At 70.3% G+C, this 17,904-nt stretch carries 19 protein-coding genes; 8 read left to right on the forward strand and 11 right to left on the reverse strand.

The window, feature by feature from the left end:
• Window positions 1–7: 7 nt before the first annotated feature.
• The 5 genes from ACR5MH_RS19555 (at window position 8) to ACR5MH_RS19575 (ending at window position 4,483) form a co-directional block, all read left to right on the forward strand.
• The gene (locus ACR5MH_RS19555; RefSeq protein ID WP_431348705.1) at window positions 8–643 is read left to right on the forward strand and encodes a hypothetical protein; all 636 of its coding nucleotides are present in this window, start codon (window positions 8–10) and stop codon (window positions 641–643) included.
• Window positions 624–1,664, forward strand: coding sequence for a peptidoglycan-binding domain-containing protein (locus ACR5MH_RS19560; protein ID WP_433862081.1), 1,041 nt, complete (start codon window positions 624–626; stop codon window positions 1,662–1,664). Before ACR5MH_RS19555 ends, ACR5MH_RS19560 begins: the two co-directional genes overlap by 20 nt.
• Window positions 1,655–2,287, forward strand: a complete 633-nt coding sequence (locus ACR5MH_RS19565) for an ATP-binding cassette domain-containing protein (protein WP_431348707.1) — start codon at window positions 1,655–1,657, stop codon at window positions 2,285–2,287. Before ACR5MH_RS19560 ends, ACR5MH_RS19565 begins: the two co-directional genes overlap by 10 nt.
• A complete protein-coding gene (locus tag ACR5MH_RS19570) occupies window positions 2,284–3,345 on the forward strand; it encodes a hypothetical protein (RefSeq protein ID WP_433862082.1) in 1,062 nt (353 codons plus the stop codon). Before ACR5MH_RS19565 ends, ACR5MH_RS19570 begins: the two co-directional genes overlap by 4 nt.
• Before the next feature lie 127 nt (window positions 3,346–3,472).
• Window positions 3,473–4,483 (forward strand): aldo/keto reductase family protein, encoded by a 1,011-nt coding sequence (locus ACR5MH_RS19575; protein ID WP_431348709.1) that lies wholly within the window; start codon window positions 3,473–3,475, stop codon window positions 4,481–4,483.
• A 73-nt stretch (window positions 4,484–4,556) separates the two neighbouring features.
• Here the strand turns inward: ACR5MH_RS19575 and ACR5MH_RS19580 are convergent, their stop codons facing one another.
• From ACR5MH_RS19580 to ACR5MH_RS19595, 4 genes are read right to left on the reverse strand one after another with little or no spacing between them, the layout of a single operon-like run.
• Window positions 4,557–5,327 (reverse strand): ABC transporter permease, encoded by a 771-nt coding sequence (locus tag ACR5MH_RS19580; protein ID WP_433862673.1) that lies wholly within the window; start codon window positions 5,325–5,327, stop codon window positions 4,557–4,559.
• A gap of 41 nt (window positions 5,328–5,368) precedes the next feature.
• On the reverse strand, window positions 5,369–6,187 hold the full coding sequence (locus ACR5MH_RS19585; protein ID WP_431348711.1) for an ABC transporter permease: 819 nt from the start codon (window positions 6,185–6,187) through the stop codon (window positions 5,369–5,371).
• 30 nt (window positions 6,188–6,217) lie between these two features.
• Complete coding sequence (locus ACR5MH_RS19590; protein WP_431348712.1) at window positions 6,218–7,426, reverse strand: ABC transporter substrate-binding protein; 1,209 nt, start codon at window positions 7,424–7,426, stop codon at window positions 6,218–6,220.
• Window positions 7,423–8,523, reverse strand: a complete 1,101-nt coding sequence (locus tag ACR5MH_RS19595) for an ABC transporter ATP-binding protein (protein ID WP_431348713.1) — start codon at window positions 8,521–8,523, stop codon at window positions 7,423–7,425. Before ACR5MH_RS19595 ends, ACR5MH_RS19590 begins: the two co-directional genes overlap by 4 nt.
• 272 nt (window positions 8,524–8,795) lie before the next feature.
• On the opposite strand from ACR5MH_RS19595, the gene ACR5MH_RS19600 reads away from it, so the two are divergent.
• Window positions 8,796–9,719, forward strand: a complete 924-nt coding sequence (locus ACR5MH_RS19600) for a S1C family serine protease (protein ID WP_431348714.1) — start codon at window positions 8,796–8,798, stop codon at window positions 9,717–9,719.
• 73 nt (window positions 9,720–9,792) lie between these two features.
• Here the strand turns inward: ACR5MH_RS19600 and ACR5MH_RS19605 are convergent, their stop codons facing one another.
• Genes ACR5MH_RS19605 through ACR5MH_RS19625 form a run of 5 tightly spaced genes read right to left on the reverse strand, consistent with a single transcriptional unit; the run spans window position 9,793 to window position 14,359 of the window.
• Entirely contained in the window at window positions 9,793–11,016 is a 1,224-nt protein-coding gene (locus ACR5MH_RS19605) for a sensor histidine kinase (RefSeq protein ID WP_431348715.1), read from the reverse strand.
• A complete protein-coding gene (locus ACR5MH_RS19610) occupies window positions 11,013–11,681 on the reverse strand; it encodes a response regulator transcription factor (protein ID WP_431348716.1) in 669 nt (222 codons plus the stop codon). Before ACR5MH_RS19610 ends, ACR5MH_RS19605 begins: the two co-directional genes overlap by 4 nt.
• A 41-nt stretch (window positions 11,682–11,722) precedes the next feature.
• Window positions 11,723–12,481 (reverse strand): FAD:protein FMN transferase, encoded by a 759-nt coding sequence (locus tag ACR5MH_RS19615; RefSeq protein ID WP_431348717.1) that lies wholly within the window; start codon window positions 12,479–12,481, stop codon window positions 11,723–11,725.
• Complete coding sequence (locus ACR5MH_RS19620; protein WP_431348718.1) at window positions 12,478–12,960, reverse strand: FMN-binding protein; 483 nt, start codon at window positions 12,958–12,960, stop codon at window positions 12,478–12,480. Before ACR5MH_RS19620 ends, ACR5MH_RS19615 begins: the two co-directional genes overlap by 4 nt.
• 13 nt (window positions 12,961–12,973) lie before the next feature.
• The gene (locus tag ACR5MH_RS19625) at window positions 12,974–14,359 is read right to left on the reverse strand and encodes a ferredoxin reductase family protein (protein ID WP_431348719.1); all 1,386 of its coding nucleotides are present in this window, start codon (window positions 14,357–14,359) and stop codon (window positions 12,974–12,976) included.
• 140 nt (window positions 14,360–14,499) lie between these two features.
• Between ACR5MH_RS19625 and ACR5MH_RS19630 the strand changes: the two genes are divergently transcribed.
• Window positions 14,500–15,654 (forward strand): cation:proton antiporter, encoded by a 1,155-nt coding sequence (locus ACR5MH_RS19630; RefSeq protein ID WP_431348720.1) that lies wholly within the window; start codon window positions 14,500–14,502, stop codon window positions 15,652–15,654.
• Here the strand turns inward: ACR5MH_RS19630 and ACR5MH_RS19635 are convergent.
• Entirely contained in the window at window positions 15,638–15,910 is a 273-nt protein-coding gene (locus ACR5MH_RS19635; protein ID WP_433862674.1) for a metal-sensitive transcriptional regulator, read from the reverse strand. The genes ACR5MH_RS19630 and ACR5MH_RS19635 overlap by 17 nt on opposite strands.
• On the reverse strand, window positions 15,907–16,083 hold the full coding sequence (locus ACR5MH_RS19640) for a hypothetical protein (RefSeq protein WP_431348722.1): 177 nt from the start codon (window positions 16,081–16,083) through the stop codon (window positions 15,907–15,909). The genes ACR5MH_RS19635 and ACR5MH_RS19640 overlap by 4 nt, the downstream gene beginning before the upstream one ends.
• Before the next feature lie 123 nt (window positions 16,084–16,206).
• Between ACR5MH_RS19640 and ACR5MH_RS19645 the strand changes: the two genes are divergently transcribed.
• Window positions 16,207–17,859, forward strand: a complete 1,653-nt coding sequence (locus ACR5MH_RS19645) for an FAD-dependent oxidoreductase (protein WP_431348723.1) — start codon at window positions 16,207–16,209, stop codon at window positions 17,857–17,859.
• The last annotated feature ends 45 nt before the right edge of the window (window positions 17,860–17,904 follow it).

Genomic DNA, 17,904 nt, shown 5'->3' on the forward strand with positions numbered 1-17,904 from the left:
ACACCCGGTGGATGGCGTCGCGCGATGCTCGACGCCATCCGCCACTATCGCCGAAAGAAAGACAGTGCCCTCTCACCCTTTTCGCAGAGCGTTGTTCCTGGTTTCCGCCGTCGCCGTCTTGAGCGGGTGCTCGGGCGGCTCACCCGACCGAAACGACGACATCCCTCCCGGGCAGATTTCCTGGGCCGACGAGATGCGGCAGGAGTTCCAGAAAGCGACATCGCCTGCCGTCAAGGCCGCGCTCGAGGACGGGAGGATCTCGGACCAGGAGTACGCGGAGATGAAGGAACGGTACTCGACGTGTCTGTCCGCGGCGGGAATCACGCTGACGCACTACGGTTTCGACGGCGGTTCGTACTCGCCGGCGCCATCCATGTCGAACGACGAAGCACACAAGAAGGAGACCGGCTGCTCCGAAGAGTCGGGCGAGTGGCCGATCGCGATGTTCTACGTCCAGATGCGTGTCAATCCCTCGCACAAGGAGATGGCGTCAGCGATCGTCGACTGCTTCAAACGCAATGATCTGGTGGGGCCCGGGTACGGTGTCAAGGACTATCGCGCCGGGGATCTGCCGACCGATGACGCCAAGACCACAGCGATAGACGCCTGCAACCTAGACCCCGATGGCCTCCTCGGTGGCTAGAGGATCGCTCCTGGGTCGGCTCGGCTGGATCGCCATCCTGTTCGTCGCGGCTGCCGCCGCCGGTGCCGCGGCCGCTGCGACCGTCGTCGCAAGGCCACCCGATGCCCTCCGCGCGGCCGCTCCGACGACGGAGCTACCCGTCGGGCAAGACCGTTTCGACGACGCGCGCAGCATTCAGCTTTCTATCCGAACCTCTGTACCGGTGCCGCTCCTGGCTCCGGCGACCGGACGGGTCACCTCCTTTCCCTGCGAGCCGGGGATGAGTGTGGAATCGGGGACGTCTCCGGTGTCGGTCGACGGGAAGCCGTACCTCGCGCTCGCGACCCGGGAGCCCCTGTGGCGGGAGTTGACCCGGGATTCGAAGGGCGACGACGTCCGCGCTCTCCAGGAGGAGCTGAAGCGCCTCGGGGCTCCGATCGAGAGCGACGGCATGATGGGGCGGAACACGATGCTCGCCGCCGCGCAGGCGTTCGCACGCATCGGCGTCACCATCGCTTCGGACACCGTCCCCGCCGCGTCGATTCTCTGGTTGCCGGCGCCGACCGTCTCGGTATCCCGCTGCGACCTCCCCGCGGGTGTTCCGGTCGATCAGGGATCGACGTTGGCGACCTTGGCCGCTCTCTCGCCCACCGTCGTCGTCAGCGAATCACCTGCTGATCTGCTGCCGGGACCACGCGTGGCCGTCGTCGCCGAAACCCGTTTCGCGGTCGGTCCCGACGGAGTCGTGCACGTCCCGGAACTGTCGATGCTCGGAGAGGCGGGGAAAGCCGACGCATCCGATTCCGAGGTGCGATCGATCGACGCGCGCCTTGTACTCAGCGAACCCGTCGAGGTCTCCATCGTCGTCCCCAGCGCGATTTTCGGAGTCCAGGGCGCCGAAGGATGCGTCGCCTCGCGGGGAGACCCCTCTCGCGTGAAGATCCTCGGGTCGCAGTTGGGGGAGACGATCGTCGTGTTCCCCGACGGAAAGATCCCGCAGCGGGTCGATACGAGACCGGATTCGCGACGGTCATGCGGGTAGTCCTCTCGAACGTGGGTCATCGTTTCGCGGGCGGCGCGTGGCTGTTCCGCGCGCTGAGCATCACGCTGATGCCCGGTCGGGTGTACTCCGTGACCGGTCCGTCCGGGGCCGGCAAGAGTACGTTGCTGGCGCTGCTCGCCGGGTGGATGACGCCGGCAGAAGGCACGATCACGGTGCCTGAAGGCGTCCGGACCGGGTGGGTCTTCCAGAACCCGTACGGCACGGCGAGGCGCACCGCGCGCGACCATGTCGCCTTTCCCTTCCTCGCCCGCGGTCACTCGCCGGCGGCCGCGGATGCCCGCGCGGACGACCTGCTCGACGTATTCGGCCTCCTCGGCAGGGCGGATCATCCCTTCCGCGAGCTCTCCGGAGGCGAGGCACAGCGACTCATGTTGGCGAGAGGGCTCGCGGCCGAGCCCGACCTCTTCCTGGTCGACGAGCCGACGGCGCAACTGGACAGGGAGACCGCGCATGCGGTCAACGCGTCGATCGGAGCGATCGCCGCCGCGGACACCATCGTGGTGGTGGCGACTCATGACCCCGATACCCGTGCAGCCTGTACCGATCACATCGTCCTCCGTCGCGAGTGGACGGCTGGGGCCACACCCCCGTCGGCGCCATGAGGCTCCGCGCTATCGGGCGGGAGGCGTGGCGGAATGTCATCACCGGTACGGCAGCCACCCGCCGCACCGCTGTCGTCGCCGCTGCGGCCGTGAGTCTGCTCGCCACGGCCGATCTGATCGCGACAGACCGGCTCGCGGAGCGAGCGAAAGACTTCGTCCGCGCCGGCGCCTCCATCTCGATCGTGACGGCGCGAGAGCGCGTGGATGGTGCGCGCTGCGACCGCCTGGCCCAGCTGCCCGGGGTGTCCGCCGCTGGAGCACTGCGATCGACAGCTCGACAGCTCGCACCGACGACCCTCGAACGCTCACCGATTCCCGTCAGTGACGTGTCAGCCGGATTCATCGCGGTCATCGGGGCGTCGACGCGCGCCGCCGGCATCCTGCTCGGGCCCGAAGCCGTGGACGCTTTAGGGCTCACCTCGGCCGACGTACTGGCTACCACGACTCGGACAGTGCGCGTCGGCGGAGACTATCTGTATCCCGAGGACGGCAGAAGGCCAGGACTCTCGTATGTGGCGCTGGCCCCCGCCATCGCCGATCAGCCGTTCGACGAGTGCTGGATCGACGTCTGGCCAGCGCAGGACATGACCGGTGCTCTGCTCTCCACCGTGCTGCTGGCGAGCGACGACGAGGATCCGCCTACCATCGTTCAATTGAATCCGACGATGGGCAGGAGTTTCGACGGCCCTTCGCTTTTCGCGGAACGGATCACTCGTGCCGCCGGCCCCTGTGCCGCGTTGATCGGGCTGGTGTTGGGCTTTTTCGGCGTCCGTTCCCGGCGGCTGGCTTTCGCCTCGGCGCTCCATGCCGGCGCTTCGCGCGGTGACCTCCTGAGCATCGTCGGCGCAGAGACGCTGGCATGGGGGGTCGTGTCGGCGGTTCTCGCCCTTCCCGTGGTTGCATTGCTCGGAGCCGTCTTCGCCGCGGGAGCAGAAAGCTCGCTCGTCATCGGGGTCCCGCTCGTCTGCGCCCTCTGGCTCAGTGGCTTCGTGGGGCAGTGGTGGGGAGTGCGCACCATTCGGGAGAAGCACCTGTTCCGGTACTTCAAGGAGCGATGACATGCAGGCTTTCGTCGCAACCTCCACTCAGCACTGACGCCACTGAATCCTAGAACCAATCACTGTTGGCGTCGCTGAATCGCGCGTGCGTACGATCGAGATCGACCTCCGCTCGAAAGGAACGACAGTGCAGTTCAGGTACCTCGGCAACTCCGGCTTCAAGATCTCCGAGATCACGTATGGAAACTGGCTGACCCACGGCTCGCAGATCGAGAACGACAGGGCCGCCGCGTGCGTCCGCGCCGCTCTCGCCGCCGGGATCACCACCTTCGACACCGCAGACGTCTACGCCAACACCGCGGCGGAGACCGTCCTCGGCGAGGCCCTCGCGGGCGAGCGCCGCCAATCGCTGGAGATCTTCACGAAGGTGTTCGGGCCCACCGGTCCGAAGGGACACAACGACGTCGGGCTCTCGCGCAAGCACATCATGGAGTCCATCGACGGCTCGCTGAGCCGCCTCCAGACCGACTACGTCGACCTGTACCAGGCCCACCGCTTCGACTTCTTCACACCGCTGGAGGAGACCATGCAGGCCTTCGCCGACGTCGTCCGGCAGGGCAAGGCGCTCTACATCGGCGTGAGCGAGTGGACCGCCGACCAGCTCCGCGCCGGTCACGCTCTCGCCACGGAGCTCGGCTTCCAGCTCATCTCGAACCAGCCCGAGTACTCGGCGCTGTGGCGGGTCATCGAGGCCGAGGTCGTGCCGACCTCCAAGGAGCTCGGCATCTCGCAGATCGTCTGGTCGCCGGTGGCGCAGGGCGTGCTCAGCGGCAAGTACAAGCCGGGCGCTCCGCTGCCCGAGGGCAGCCGGGCGACCGATGAGAAGGGCGGCGCCGGCGCGGTCAAGCGCTGGCTGACCGACGACGTCCTCACGCGCGTGCAGGAGCTCACCCCGATCGCGCAGGAGCTCGAGCTCACGCCCGCGCAGCTCGCTGTCGCCTGGGTGCTGCAGAACGACAACGTCGCCACCGCGATCATCGGCGCCTCCCGCCCGGAGCAGGTCGTCGAGAACGTGAAGGCCTCCGGCGTGACCATCCCGGCCGAACTGCGGGGCCGCATCGACGAGGTCCTCGGCGGCGCCGTCGAGCGCGACGCGTCGCACACCGCGACGCGCTCGCCGAAGCACCGCGAGGCCTGATCCCTCGAGCATTCGTGCCGAATGTCGACTCTCGCTCAGCGAAAGTCGACATTCGGCACGAATCGCCGCGACGTCAGACGCGGCTGGTGACCGAGTCCCCGGCCAGCCGCTGCGAGATCCACACCGGGATGATCGCGAGGATCGTCAGCACCGCCGCGACCACGTTCACGACCGGCGCCTGATTGGGCCGGAACAGGTTCTGGAAGATCCAGATCGGCAGCGTCTGCACGGCCGGACCCGCGGTGAAGGTCGTCACCACGATCTCGTCGAAGCTCAGCGCGAACGCCAGCAGCACCCCGGCCGCGAGCGCCCCGCGCACCTGCGGCAGCGTCACCCAGAGGAACGTCTGCCAGCCGCGCGCCCCGAGGTCGCCCGAAGCCTCCTCCAGCGAGGTCCCCATCCGCCGGAGCCGAGCCTGAACGTTGTTGTAGACGATGACGATGCAGAACGTGGCGTGGCCGATGATGACCGTCGCCATCCCGAGCGTCACGCCGACCGGCCCGAGCACCGTCGTGAACGTCGAGGCGAGCGCGATACCGGTCACGATGCCCGGGAGGGTGATCGGCAGCACGACCAGGAAGTTGATGCTCTGCCGCCCGAAGAACCGGAAGCGCTGCACCGCGAACGCCGCCATCGTCCCGAGCACCAGCGCGATCGCGGAGGCGCAGAGCCCGGCGATCACGGAGGTCGCCAGCGCGTCCGCCGCGCCGCGGGAGTGGAACGCATCCACCCACCACTGCAGCGTGAAGCCGGGCGGCGGGAACGAGAACGTCCGCGAGCTGTTGAACGAGTTCAGCACGATCAGCAGCAGCGGCACGTAGAGGATCACGAGGCCGACCACCATGCAGAGCCCGACGACGATGCGCGCGGGAGTCGAGAGCAGTTTCACACGTTCTCCAATGCGCCGGTGCGGCGGACCGCGAGCAGGTAGAGCACGACCGCGACGAGCGGGATCACCGACAGCGCCGCCGCCAGCGGCTGGTTGTTCGCGGTGACGAGCTGCCCGTAGATGAGGTTCGCGAGCAGCTGCGTCTTTCCGCCCACGATGCCCACCGCGATGTAGTCGCCGAAGCTCAGCGCGAAGGTGAAGATCGACCCCGCCACGATCGCAGGGAAGACCAGCGGGAACGCCACCGTCCTGATCGTGCGACAGGTCGACGCGCCCAGGTCGTAGCTGGCCTCGAACAGCGAGTCGGGCACGCGGTCGAACCCGGCGTATACGGGGATGATCATGTACGGCAGCCACAGGTACGCCAGCGTCATGATCGTCGCGGGGAGGCCGAAGCCGGGCGTCCAGCCGCCGGTCGCGACGGCGATCGGGCCGCCCGGTTCGACCAGGATGCGCCAGGCGTACGCCTTGACCAGGTAGCTCGCCCACAGGGGCGTCGTCACCGCCACGAGATACGCCGCGCGCCGGCTCGGCCGGGCCACCTTCGCGATGTACAGGGCGAGCGGGAAGGCGACCACGGCGTCGATGAGCGTCACCCCGAGGGCCACGAGGAGGGTGCGCAGCGCGACCGTCCCGTAGACCGGGTCGGTGAACAGCGTCGCGTAGTTCTCCAGCGTGAAGGTCGGGACGACCGCGCCCGTGAACCCGTTCACCGTCCAGAAGGAGGAGACCAGGAGGACGGCGATCGAGCCCAGGTAGATGACGACGAGCCAGAGCAGCGGAGGCCCGAGCAGGAAGCCCAGGCGGGCCTTCATCCCCGGACTCCCTTCATCCCCGGACTCCCGTCATCCCTTGATCTCCTGCCACTTGGTCACCCACTCGCTGTACGCGGTGCAGTCGTTCCCGCTGCCGTCGACGCACTTGGTCTGAGGCGTGGTCCAGTAGTGGATCTTGGACGCGTAACCGGCGTCGAGCGCGTGGTACTGGGTGCAGAACGTCGGGTCCTGGGTCTTCTCGCACGCCTTGGTCTGCGCCGGCGCCTCGCCGAACCATTCGGCGACCTGCGCATTGACCGTCGGGGAGGTGATCCAGTTCATCCACTGGTACATGCAGTTCGGGTGCTTCGCCTTGGACGAGATCATCCACGTGTCGGACCAGCCGGTGGAACCCTCGCTCGGGACGGTCGTGCCGACCTGCACCTTGCCGTCGCTCTGGATGAGGTTCGCGATGACCTGCCACGACGTGCCCACCACGCTGCTGCCGGACTCGAACGACTGCACGGACTTGGTGTAGTCCGACCAGTACTCGCCGATGGAGGTCTTCTGCTTCTTCAGCAGGGAGACCGCCGCGTCGAGCTGCTTCTCGGTGAGCGAGTACGGGTCTTTGATCCCCAGCGACGGGTCGTGCGCCTTCAGGTAGAGCGCGGCGTCCGCGATGTAGATCGGGGAGTCGTAGGCGGTGACCTTGCCGGCGTACTTGGACGCGTCGTCGAAGACGGCCGACCAGGAGTCCGGCGCCGGGGTGACGGCGGCCTTGTTGTACATCAGCACGTTGGCGCCCCAGCCGTGCGGAATGCCGTACATCCGGCCGTCGACCGAGTTCCAGGCCTTGTCCTTGAGGAAGCTGGAGATGGTCGTGTAATTCGGCACGAGCTTGGTGTTGACGGGCGCGACCTGGCCGCCGTAGACCAGGCGGAGGGTGGCGTCGCCGGAGGCCGAGACGCCGTCGTAGTCGCCGGTGCGCATGAGCTGCACCATCTCGTCGGACGTGCCCGCGACTTTGGCGTTGACCTGGCAGCCGGTGCTCTGCTGGAACGGAGTCACCCAGTTGACCTTCGGGTCGTTGGAGCCGTCCTCGGCGTAGCCCGCCCAGACGATGAGGTTGAGCTGGTTCTCGTTGGTCCCGAGCTTCTTCGCCATCGGGACGTTCGGCACCGAGCCGCCCGAGCCGCCGGTGGAGCCGCCGCCGGAACAGGCCGCGAGCACCAGGAGGGCGGCGGAGACGGCCGCCGCTGCGGCCGCCGAGCGCGCCACGCGCTTCGTTGCACGGATCATGAGTCCTGCCTCTCTTCTACACCTCTGCTGCGAGGTACGTCTGCGTCCGGGAAGTCGTCGGGCGCCTCGTCCTGCGCGCCGCCGCCGAGCCTCCGGAGGTCGTCGTCGTTCCACGTCACGTGCACGCGCGAGCCGCGGTCGAGCTCGGTGCGGTGCGTGCGGTCGTTGCTCTCCAGCACCGAGATCCGCAGGCCCGCGTCGAGGTCGACCACGCGGCGGATGCTGTTGCCGGCGTAGACCGACTCCACCAGCGTCCCGGCCGCGGACGGCGAGCCGGAGCCGTCCGGCAGCGTGTGCAGCTCCAGCTTCTCCGGCCGGATGGAGTATTCCCCATCGAGGCCGAGGATGCTGCGGGCGCGCTCGCGGTCGAACAGGTTGGAGGTGCCGACGAAGTCCGCGACGAACCGCGAGTTCGGGTGCTCGTAGAGTTCGCGCGGGGTCCCCAGCTGCTCGATCCGCCCGTTGTTGAAGACCGCGATCCGGTCGGAGAGGGTGAGGGCCTCGTCCTGGTCGTGGGTGACGAAAACGAACGCGATTCCCAGCTCGTGCTGGAGCTGCTTGAGCTCCACCTGCATCTGCTGGCGCAGTTTGAGGTCGAGGGCTCCGAGCGGCTCGTCGAGGAGGAGCGCCTTCGGCTGCACGACCGTCGCGCGGGCGAGCGCCACGCGCTGCCGCTGGCCGCCGGAGAGCTGGGCGGGCTTGCGATCGGCGAAGCCCGTCAGTTGCACGGAGTCGAGGGCGTCCATGGCGCGCCTGCGCCGCTCGGAACGGCCGACGCCGCGGACCCGGAGGCCGTAGGCGACATTGTCCAGCACGTTCATGTGCGGGAAGAGGGCATAGTCCTGGAAGACGGTGTTGACGTCGCGTGCGGCCGCGGGCCTGCTGGTGACGTCCTGTCCGAAGAGTTCGATCGTGCCGGAGGTCGGCTGCTCGAAGCCGGCGATGCAGCGCAGCACGGTTGTCTTGCCGGAGCCGGAGGGGCCGAGCATCGAGAAGAACTCGCCGGCGGCGATCTCCAGGTCGAGGTCGTCGACGGCCGCGACCGTCCCGAATCGTTTGGTCAGTCCGGTCAGCCTGATGGCGGGCTGCTCGCTCACATCCAGTCTCCTTCGACGGCGGGCGTCGCAATCATATGCGATCAGATGTTCACGCGACTACGGTTTCCGCAGCAAAAATTGATCACGATTGTCGATTCCAGCCGTCCGGGAGGACTTTTTCGGTCCGAATCTTCAGTGCGCGTCCCTCCGTGCCGCCGCGGGACGTGGCGGACGCACCGGCCGCCGCCTTCTCGGGCGATCGTGCGCCGTGGACCGTCAGCCGTCGGCGAACGGGAGGCCCCGACGCCCCGCGCGGGGCGCACACTCGTCTCATGACGGATGCGGACGCCCTGGACGCCTACTCGACGGCGGTGGTTCACGTCGCGCGCGTCGTCGGTCCGGCGGTCGCCGCCGTCACCGCGCGGACCTCCCGCGGGGTCGGCCTCGGCAGCGCCACGGTCATCTCGGCGGAGGGCCACCTCCTGACCAGCGCGCACGTCGTGGAGGGAGCCGGGAGCGTCGACCTCGCCTTCGAGGACGGCACCCGCGTTCGCGCCCGCGTCATCGGCCGGGATCCGCTCTCCGACCTCGCGATGCTGCGGGCGGACGCGCCCGTCCCCGCGCCGGTCGAGCTCGGCGACGCCGCCCGGCTCCAGGTGGGCCAGCTCGTCGTCGCCGTCGGCAACCCGCTGGGCCTCGCCGGCAGCGTGACGGCCGGCATCGTCTCGGCGCTCGGCAGGTCGCTGCCGACCCGGTCCGGCCGCGTGGTGGACGAGGTCATCCAGACGGACGCCGCCCTCAACCCCGGCAACAGCGGGGGAGCGCTCGCGGACAGCAACGCGCGCATGATCGGCGTGAACACCGCCGTCGCCGGGACCGGCCTGGGCCTCGCCGTCCCGATCAACGCCACGAGCCGCCAGATCATGGACACCCTGATGCGGGAAGGTCGCGTCCGCCGCGGCTGGCTCGGCATCGCCGGCGCCGAGATCACCCTCAACCCCGAGATCGCCCGCACGGCCGGCGCCCGCACGGGCATCCAGGTGATGTCCGTGGTCCCGGACAGCCCGGCCGATCTCGCCGGCGTCCGCACCGGTGACGTGCTCATCTCCCTGGACCGCATGCGCATCCACGCGGTCGCCGACCTCCAGCGGCTGATGATCGCGAGCACGATCGGCCGGCGGCTGGAGCTGACGGTGTGGCGGAACGGCGCCCTCGTCGACGCCGTCGTGGAGCCGACCGAACTCACCGACGCCTGACACCGGCGCCATTCGTGCCGAATGTCGACTCCCGCTCGGCGGAAGTCGACATTCGGCGCAAATCGCCCGGGAATCAGGTGCGCGCGGCAGCGCCCTTCGGCAACCGCACCACGACCTCCGCGCCCCCGCCGTCCCGATCTGTCGCGCTCACGCGCCCGTGGTGCCGGTCGACGACCTCCGCGACGAGCGCCAGCCCGAGTCCGTAGTGGCGCTCGCGACCGGTCGGGCTGTCCGCCGCGCGCGTGGACGCGAAGCGGTCGAAGGCGCGGTCGTGGAGGTCGTCGCCGAAACCGGGTCCGTCGTCGGCGACCGACAGCAGAACGTCGTCGCGGTCCGTCGAGACGTCGACCTGGACACGCGAGGCGGCGTGGTCGAGGGCGTTGTCGACCAGGGCGACGATCATCCGGCGCAGCGACACCGGCGCGCCCGTCACCACGGCTCCCGGTGCGGCGCGGGAGGTCAGCGCGATGTCGCGCTCGTGCGCGCGCCCCTCGGCCGAGCGGGCGACGACGGCGGCGAGTTCGCCGATGTCGACGCGTTCCGGTTCCGCGTTCTGGCGGGGGTCGGCGGCGGTGAGGAGGTCCTCCACGATCTCCGTCAGGGCGCGGCTGTCGTCGACGATCTCGTCCAGGCCCGATCGCACGTCGTCGTCCCCCGCGGCGCTCCCGCCGCGCGAGAGCCGCCGCCGCAACAGCTGGGCCCGCGTGCTCAGCAGCGTCAGCGGCGTGCGGAGTTCGTGGCCCGCGTCCGCGACGAACCGCCGCTGCAGCGCGAGGGCCTCCGACATCGGGCGCATCGACCGGCGCGCCAGGAGCAGTCCGACGAGCGCGGCCGCCACCGTCGCGATGACGCCCGAGATGATGAGCGCGGTGAGCAGGCGGCCCATCTCCTCCTGCTGCTCGGCGAGGCCGTAGGAGATCTGCACCACCTTGCCGCGCCGCACGTCGGTCTGGGTGAGGTAGCCCTTCCCGTCCGCCACGATGGTCTCGGTGATCATGCCACCGTGTTGAGCGACCTCCTGCAGCGCGCGCTCGTCGGGCAGTCCGTCCGGCATGTCCGGGGACATGTCCCGGCCCTGCGGGAGGAGCACGGTGACCAGGAGGTTGTGCGGTGCGTCGTGCACGGAGTCCACCTGCGACGCGTCGGCGAGTGCCCGCTTGGCGGCCTCCGCCTGCCCCGTCGAGACGACGATGTACACCACGGCGCCGAGGATGACGAACAGCGCCATGATTATCCCGGCGAACTGCAGGGCGAGCCGTGCCGACGCGGTGCGGAGCTCGCGGAGGTCGGCTTTCATCCCACTCCGCCCAGCCGGTAGCCGACGCCGCGGACTGTCTCGATGAGTGTGCGGCCGAACTTCTTGCGGAGGTGGTGCACGTAGGTGTCGACCACGCCGGGGTCGTCGGCGTCGGCGAACACCTCGTCCAGCAGCACGGCGCGCGAGAAGACCTGCTCGGGGCGCCGTGCCAGCAGTTCGAGGAGACTGGCCTCGCGGTCCGAGAGCACGGTGCGTTCGCCGCTGCTGAGCGTGACCGTGCGGCTGCCGACGTCGAGCTGGCCGCCGGGGAAGCGCACGGTCGGCACATCCGACGACGCCCGGCGGATGAGGGCGCGCACCCGGGCGAGCAGCTCGTCGATGTCGAACGGCTTGGCGAGGTAGTCCTCCGCGCCGGCATTCAACCCGTCGACCCGGTCGGGGGCGGTGCCGAGCGCCGAGAGGATGAGGATGGGCGTCGTCACGCCGTTGCTCCGGAGACCTCGCAGCACGCCGAGCCCGTCGACCGCGGGGAGACCGCGATCGAGCACGACGGCGTCGAACTGCTCGGTGAGGCCACGGTGCAGCGCGCGCTGGCCGTCGCGCGCGATCTCCACGTCGTAGCCGTCGGAGACGAGCAGCGTCTCGAGCATCCCGGCCAGACGGCTGTCATCCTCGGCGATCAGGACACGGCGGCGCTCACCCATGCCCGCAGTATAGGAGGGGTCGCCTGCGAGCCCGTCGCCGCTCACCGCGGCTGCCCCGCTCCCGCAAAGGCCAGCTCGCCGAGCCCGACCAGCAGGCCGGCCGCGTCGACGGCGAGCACACCGCGCGCGCCGTTGCCGAGGGCCCAGCGGATCCCGTCCTCGCCGAGCGCGAACACCGCGGTCGCGAGGAGGTCGGCCGTCGTGAGGTCGGCGGCGACGACGGTCGCGCTTCGCAGCCCGGTCGCCGCCCCGTCCGTGCGGCCGTCGACGATGTGCGCGCCGCGCTCGTAGGCGCCGGAGGTCGCCACGCCGCCGTCCCGGACCTCCAGCACGGCGAGCACCTCCGCGGCGCTCGCCGGGGAGCGCACGCCCACGTTCCACGGCCGGCCGTCGCCGGGGCTGCCGGAGACCGCGACGTCGCCGCCCGCGTTGAGGCAGAAGTCCCGGAGACCGCTCGCGGCGAGCGAGCGCGCCGCGCGGTCGGCCGCCCAGCCCTTCACAACGCCGTCGAGGTCCCAGGCGCCGTCGGGGCGCCGGATGCGGAACGCGCCTCCCGAGGCCTCCGCCATCGCCGAGCCGAGCCCGACGACTTCCGCGAACTCCTCACTCGCCCCGGACACGTCGCCGCCGTGGGCGTTCACCCGGCTGAGCTCGCTGTCGGGCCGATAGGCGGAGAAGCGCGCATCGGCGTCCCGCAGCAGCCGGAACGCGCGCTCGGCAGCAGCAGCCGCGACGGTCTCGGCGGCCTCCCGGATGTCGATCGACATCGGGATGCCCATGACGGTCTCGACGAACCTCATCGCTGGTCGATGGCCGACTGCAGCGACCGGATGTAGCCCTCCGAGGTGTAGGTGGCTCCGGAGATGGTGTCGATCTTCGCCGACTGGGAGGCCATCGCCTCCTGCTGCAGCATCGGGATGGCCTGCGAGTTGATCTCCTGGTCGCGGCCGCTCTCGGTCGGGTACTGGATGGCGTCGATGGCGGTGATCTTGGTGCCCTCGAACGTGACCTTCACCTGGACGGGGCCGTAGCGGGTGTCGACCGCGGTGCCCGTGACGGTCTTCGTGGCGGCGGCGGGCGCAGCCGCGCCCGCGGACGGCGCGGCGGTCGTGCCGGCGGCGGTCGGTGCGGGGGCGGCGGACGGCGTCGTGGACGCGTGCGCCGACGACAGCGCGCTGGTCTCCTCGCCCGACCCGTAGAGCTTGAGGCCGACCGTCGCGCCCATCACCACGAGGATGATGGTGAAGAGGATGGTGCCGCGCCAGGACTTGTTGTTCATGATCGCTGTCCGTTCATGACATGCTCAGTTCTTCTCGGTGGATGAATCGCTTGGGCATCCGCAGCTCGCGCAGGGACGACTCGACCTGCTCGGCCATGCCCGCCGGCCCGCAGACGAACGCCTCCCAATTGTGGAGGTCGGGGACGATGCGGCGGAGGGAGCCCGGGCCGAGCGGGTCGTAGCCGAGCTCCGCGCGACGGCCGACGAGCGGGATGACCGTGACGCCCTCCATCGCCTGAAGCTCGCCGAGGAGCGCGAGCTGCTCCGGCGCGCTGACCCGGTACAGGACGACCGGGCGCCCGCCACGGTAGACCAGCTCCTCCGCGAGCGCGCGGATGGGTCCGATGCCCGCGCCGCCCGCGATGAGGAGCAGCTTGCCGCGGCTGGCGCGGTCGGCGGTGAAGTGCCCGAACGGTCCCTCGGCGAACACCATCGTCCCGGGCTTCAGCGCGGTCAGGGCGGTGGAGTGGTCGCCCAGGGAGCCGACGGTGATGCGCAGCCGGCCGTTCGCGGGCACCGCCGACACCGAGTACGGGTGCGCCGTGCCGAGGTGGCCCCAGGCGAAGAAGCGGAACAGCAAGAAGTTGCCCGCGCGGACGCCCAGCTTGTCGACGTGCGGTCCCTCGAGCCAGACGCTGTTGAGGCCGTGGCCCTCCGGGACGACCGCGACGACGCGCATCCGGCCCTTCCAGGCGTCCATCGTCGGGAGGATGAAGCGCCAGGTCAGCACGGCGGAGGCGGTGCCGAGGTAGAGCGCGATCCACAGCACGCGGTTCACCGGGTAGCCGACGAAGTGGAGGCCCGCGCTGAGCTGGTGGAGGAACGTGAGGAAGATCGCGGCGTAGGTCGTGAGGTGCAGCCAGTACCAGACTTCGTAGGACAGCTTCGTCCGGATGAGGCGCGCGCTGGACAGCCCGACGGCGAGGAACGCGATGGTGCCGACGAGGGCGGGCAGCATGTCCGGATACGAGCGGTAGACCGTCCAGAACTCGTCCCACGGCATGCTCTTGTCGATCACCTCGCTGCCCAGCACGATGAAGACCACGTGCGCGACGACCAGGAAGATGACCGAGGCGCCGAGCGACCGGTGCCAGGAGACCAGCTTGTCGAGCCCGACCGCGTTCTCGAACCACGGCACCCGGGCGATCAGCAGCACCTGGTAGCAGACCAGCAGCGCGCCGACCAGGCCGCTCAGCTCGCCGAGCGAGGTGATCGCGTTGGCGGGCGTGGAGGCGAAGGTCGCGGGGACGCTGAACCACCACATCCCGAGCACCGCGACGACGCTGGCGACCAACAGGATGCGCACGGTGCGGGCGCCGCGCCGGTGCCGGGTCGCGGCGCCGCGGCGCGACCGGGGGCGTCGCGGGGGTGCCGTCGTCGCGGCCCGGGTGTCTGTCATGCCTCCAACGATGCTGGTCGAATCTTTGTGGTTTCTTACGTCGGCTGAGAACGCCCTAAGGATCGGCTATGGAGTGGTGCGGCGCGCCGTAGCGGCCGCGCAGACGCCGTTGCGGCCCGCGATGCGGCTACGGTTTCCGCATGAGCTTCGCCGTGCTCGCGCTCGTGGTGGCCGTCGGCCTGCTCGGCCCGCTGGCGTCCGCGCGGTCGATCTGGCGCGTGCCGGTCGTGGCGGGGGAGGTGCTCGGCGGGCTCGTGATCGGCGTCTCGGGATTCCACCTGGTCGACCCGGCGAACGACGACTTCCAGCTTCTCGCCTCCATCGGCTTCGGGCTGACGATGGTGGTCGTCGGCTCGCACGTGCCGGTGCGCGATCCGGATGTCCGCGCCGCGCTCGCCCGCGGTGCGCTCGGCGCGGGCCTGGTCGGTGCGGCCTCCGCGGTGCTGGCCGCCGCGCTCGCGGCCGTGGCGCACTCCGGCAACGGCCTGCTCTACGGCGTCCTGCTCGCCTCGTCGTCGGCGGCGCTCGTGCTGCCGATGCTGCAGTCCGTGAATGTGGACAAGCGGTCGGCGTCGCAGCTCGTCGCGCAGATCGCCGTCGCGGACGTGGTGTGCGTCGTCCTCCTCCCGCTGGTCGTGGAGCCGGGGAGGGCGTTGACCGCAGGGATCGGGGTGCTGGTCATCGCCGCGCTCGCCGTCGGGTTGGGGGTCGTGCTGACCCGCTGGGTCCGCTCCGACCGTCGCCGCGCGCTGCACGCCTACTCGGAGCGCCGGCGGTTCGCCCTCGAACTGCGGCTGAGCCTGCTGGTGCTGTTCGCGTTCGCCGCCATCGCCCAGTTCGCGCAGCTCTCGATCATGATCGCGGGATTCGCGCTCGGGCTCGTGCTGTCGGCCGTCGGCGAGCCGCACCGGCTGGCGCGGCAGCTCTTCGGGATGACGGAGGGTTTCTTCGGTCCGCTCTTCTTCGTCTGGCTCGGCGCCTCGCTGGATCTGCGGGCGCTGGTCGCGCATCCGGCGATGATCCTCCTCGGCGTCGTGCTCGGCGTCGGGGCGGTGCTGGCGCACCTCGCCTCCCGGATAGCCGGGCTCCCGTGGGCGCAGGCCGTCGCCTCGGCGGGGCAGCTCGGGGTGCCGGTCGCGGCTGTGACGCTCGCTCTGCAGGCGCACACGCTGGCGCCGGGGGAGGGCGGGGCGATCCTGCTCGGCGCGCTGATCAGCCTGGCGACGTCGGCGGTGTCGGTCGCGGCGGTGGCGCGCCGGGCGGGGGAACCCGGCCGGGCTACGCCAGCGTCATGAAGAGCTTCTCGAGCTCCTCGACCGTCATCGGATCGGTGGTGTCGTCCGGGTCGTTCAGGCACTTCTCCATCGCGGTGGCGATGATCTGGAAACCGGCCTTGTCGAGCGCGCTGGAGACCGCGGAGAGCTGGATGACGACGTCGCGGCACTTCCCGCCGTTCTCGACGGCGGCGATCACGGCGTTCAGCTGACCCTGCGCGCGGCGCAGGCGGTTCAGCACAGGCTTGACGTCGGCGGGGGCGCGGTCCACGGTCAGCTCCGTCCGAACAGGCGGCCGAGGAAGCCCGTGCCGGTCGCGGTCGTGGGCTGTTCGGCGTGGCCCTCGCACCACTGGGCGGCCGGGACATTGCGGCGCACGTCGGCGACGTGCTGTCCGCAGCCGTCCCAGGTCGTCTTTCCGCAGGTGGCGCAGGGAACGGGATAACACATGAGCAGGTCCTCTCCGGTGATTCGCTCTGTGGGGATTCGGAATACCCCCTGAGGTATAGTACGATACCGAAGGGGGTATACGCAATCCGCTCCCCGGACCCGCATGGAAGAAGGACCATCCCAGTGAGAACGATCATCGTCGGCGGAGTCGCCGGAGGCATGTCGGCGGCGACCCGGCTGCGCCGACTGGACGAGTCGCGCGACATCGTCGTGTTCGAGCGCGGCCCGTACGTCTCGTACGCGAACTGCGGCCTCCCGTACTACGTCGGCGGGGTGATCCGCGACCGGTCGTCGCTGCTGCTGCAGACGCCGCAGTCGCTGGCGTCCCGGTTCCGGCTGGATGTCCGCACGGGCCACGAGGTCCTCGCGATCGACGCCGCGCGGCGCACCGTCCGCGTGCTCGACCTGGCGAGCGGCGAAACGTCGACCGAGGGCTACGACGAGCTGATCCTGGCCGTCGGCGCCTCCGCGCGGGAGGCGGCAGGACATCCGGGCATCCCCACCCACACGCTCCGCACCGTCGAGGACGTCGACGCGATCGGCGCGTTGGTGGACGCAGTGGCCGACCACCCGTCGGCACTCGTCGTCGGGGGCGGTTTCATCGGGCTCGAGGCCGTCGAGAACCTGGTGCGGCGCGGCATCCACGTCACGCTCGTCCAGCGCGGTCCGCACCTCCTGAGCCCGCTCGACCCGGAGATGGTGGTGCCGCTGGAGGCCCAGCTCCGCAGCCGCGGCGTGGACGTGCGCACCGGCGTCACGATCGACACGGTGGAGGGCGGCGTCGTCGTCCTCGCCGACGGGGGCGCGCTGCGTCCCGACTTCATCGTCGACGCGTCCGGCGTGGTGCCGAGCGTGGACCTCGCCCGCACGGCCGGCGTGGCGCTCGGCGCGACCGGCGGCATCGCGGTCGACGCCCGCAACCGCACCAGCGACCCGCACATCTTCGCGGTCGGCGACGGAGTCGAGAAGGTCGACGCGCTGTCCGGCGAGGACGTGCTGGTCACGATGGCCGGGCTGGCCAACCGGCACGGCCGCTCGGTCGCCGACGTGATCGCCGGCCACGACGAGCGCAACACGCCCGCGCTCGGCACCGCCATCGTGAAGGTGTTCGAGACGGTCGCGGCGAAGGTCGGCTGGAGCGAGCGGCAGCTCGTGACGGCCGGGCGCGAGCACCGCGTCATCCACACCCACCCCGCCTCGCACGCGACGTACTACCCGGGCGCGCAGCCGATGTCGATGAAGCTGCTGGTCGACCCGGCGACCGACGCGATCCTCGGCGCGCAGCTCGTCGGCGGGGAGGGCGTGGACAAGCGGATCGACGTCCTCGCGGTGGCGATGGCCGGCGGCATCACCGCCTCCGGGCTGGCGCGCCTGGAGCTCGCCTACGCGCCGCAGTTCGGCTCTGCGAAGGATCCGGTGAACCAGCTCGGCTACGTGGCCGACAACCTCCGCACGGGTGCGACCCGCGCGATCCAATGGCACGAGCTGGATTCGGCGCTCGCAGGCGGCGCGACGCTGGTGGATGTCCGCACCGCGGCGGAGCACGCGGCCGGCGCGATCCCCGGCGCCGTCAACATCCCGGTCGACGACCTCCGGGACCGGCTCGCCGAGCTGCCCTCCGGACCCATCGTCGTGCACTGCCAGGTGGGGCAGCGCGGGCACACCGCGGCGCGCATCCTCGCCCAGCACGGATTCGACGTCGCGAACCTCGACGGCGGCTACCGGACCTGGGCCGCGGGAGCGGCGACACGGGAGCGGGAGCCGGTCGCCGCCTAGGGCAATGGATAGCCGATCGTCAGGTTCTCCCCATGTGACGTAAGA

It is taken from the genome of Streptomyces sp. L7, assembly GCF_050990935.1.
GTDB lineage: Bacteria > Actinomycetota > Actinomycetes > Actinomycetales > Microbacteriaceae > Leifsonia.